The sequence below is a fragment of the Halalkalibacter okhensis genome, assembly GCF_000787375.1.
Taxonomy (GTDB): Bacteria; Bacillota; Bacilli; order Bacillales; family Bacillaceae_D; genus Halalkalibacter; species Halalkalibacter okhensis.
The window spans coordinates 1-515 of sequence record NZ_JRJU01000097.1 but is presented as its reverse complement, the minus strand read 5'-3'; the positions used below and the strand labels follow the sequence as shown (position 1 = coordinate 515).

General features: G+C 38.3%; 1 protein-coding gene. It reads left to right on the top strand.

Annotated features, from left to right (window positions below; all coding sequences use genetic code 11):
* Positions 1-152: 152 nt before the first annotated feature.
* Positions 153-515: IS200/IS605 family transposase (gene tnpA / locus LQ50_RS24155; protein ID WP_034634318.1), on the top strand; the 363-nt coding region annotated here is incomplete at its 3' end.

Below are 515 nucleotides of genomic sequence, written 5' to 3'. Positions count from 1 at the left end.
TTTTTATTAGTGGTTTAGAAAACCCCTGGCTATGCCGGGGGTTCTAAAGAGCTTCTAGCGTGGTATAAAAAAAGCCTCACTTCATGGTAGGATAAAGTTGGTTTCCCGACCACTTCATTCCACCATAGAAGGAGGTATGCCCTGTGAAGGACATGAATAGTTTAGCACACACAACATGGAATTGTAAGTATCACATCGTTATTGCTCCAAAATACAGAAGACAAACCATATATGGAAAATATAAAAAGAGCATTGGACAAATCATAAGAGATTTATGTGAACGAAAAGGTGTAATGATTCATGAAGCAAATGCTTGTCCGGATCACATCCATATGTTAGTGAGTATTCCCCCAAAGTTAGGTGTGTCTCAATTCATGGGTTACTTAAAAGGGAAAAGTAGTCTCATGATATTTGATCGACATGCAAATTTGAAGTATCGATATGGGAATCGGAAGTTCTGGTGTCGAGGCTTCTATGTCGATACGGTGGATAGAAATAAAAAGAAAATACAACAG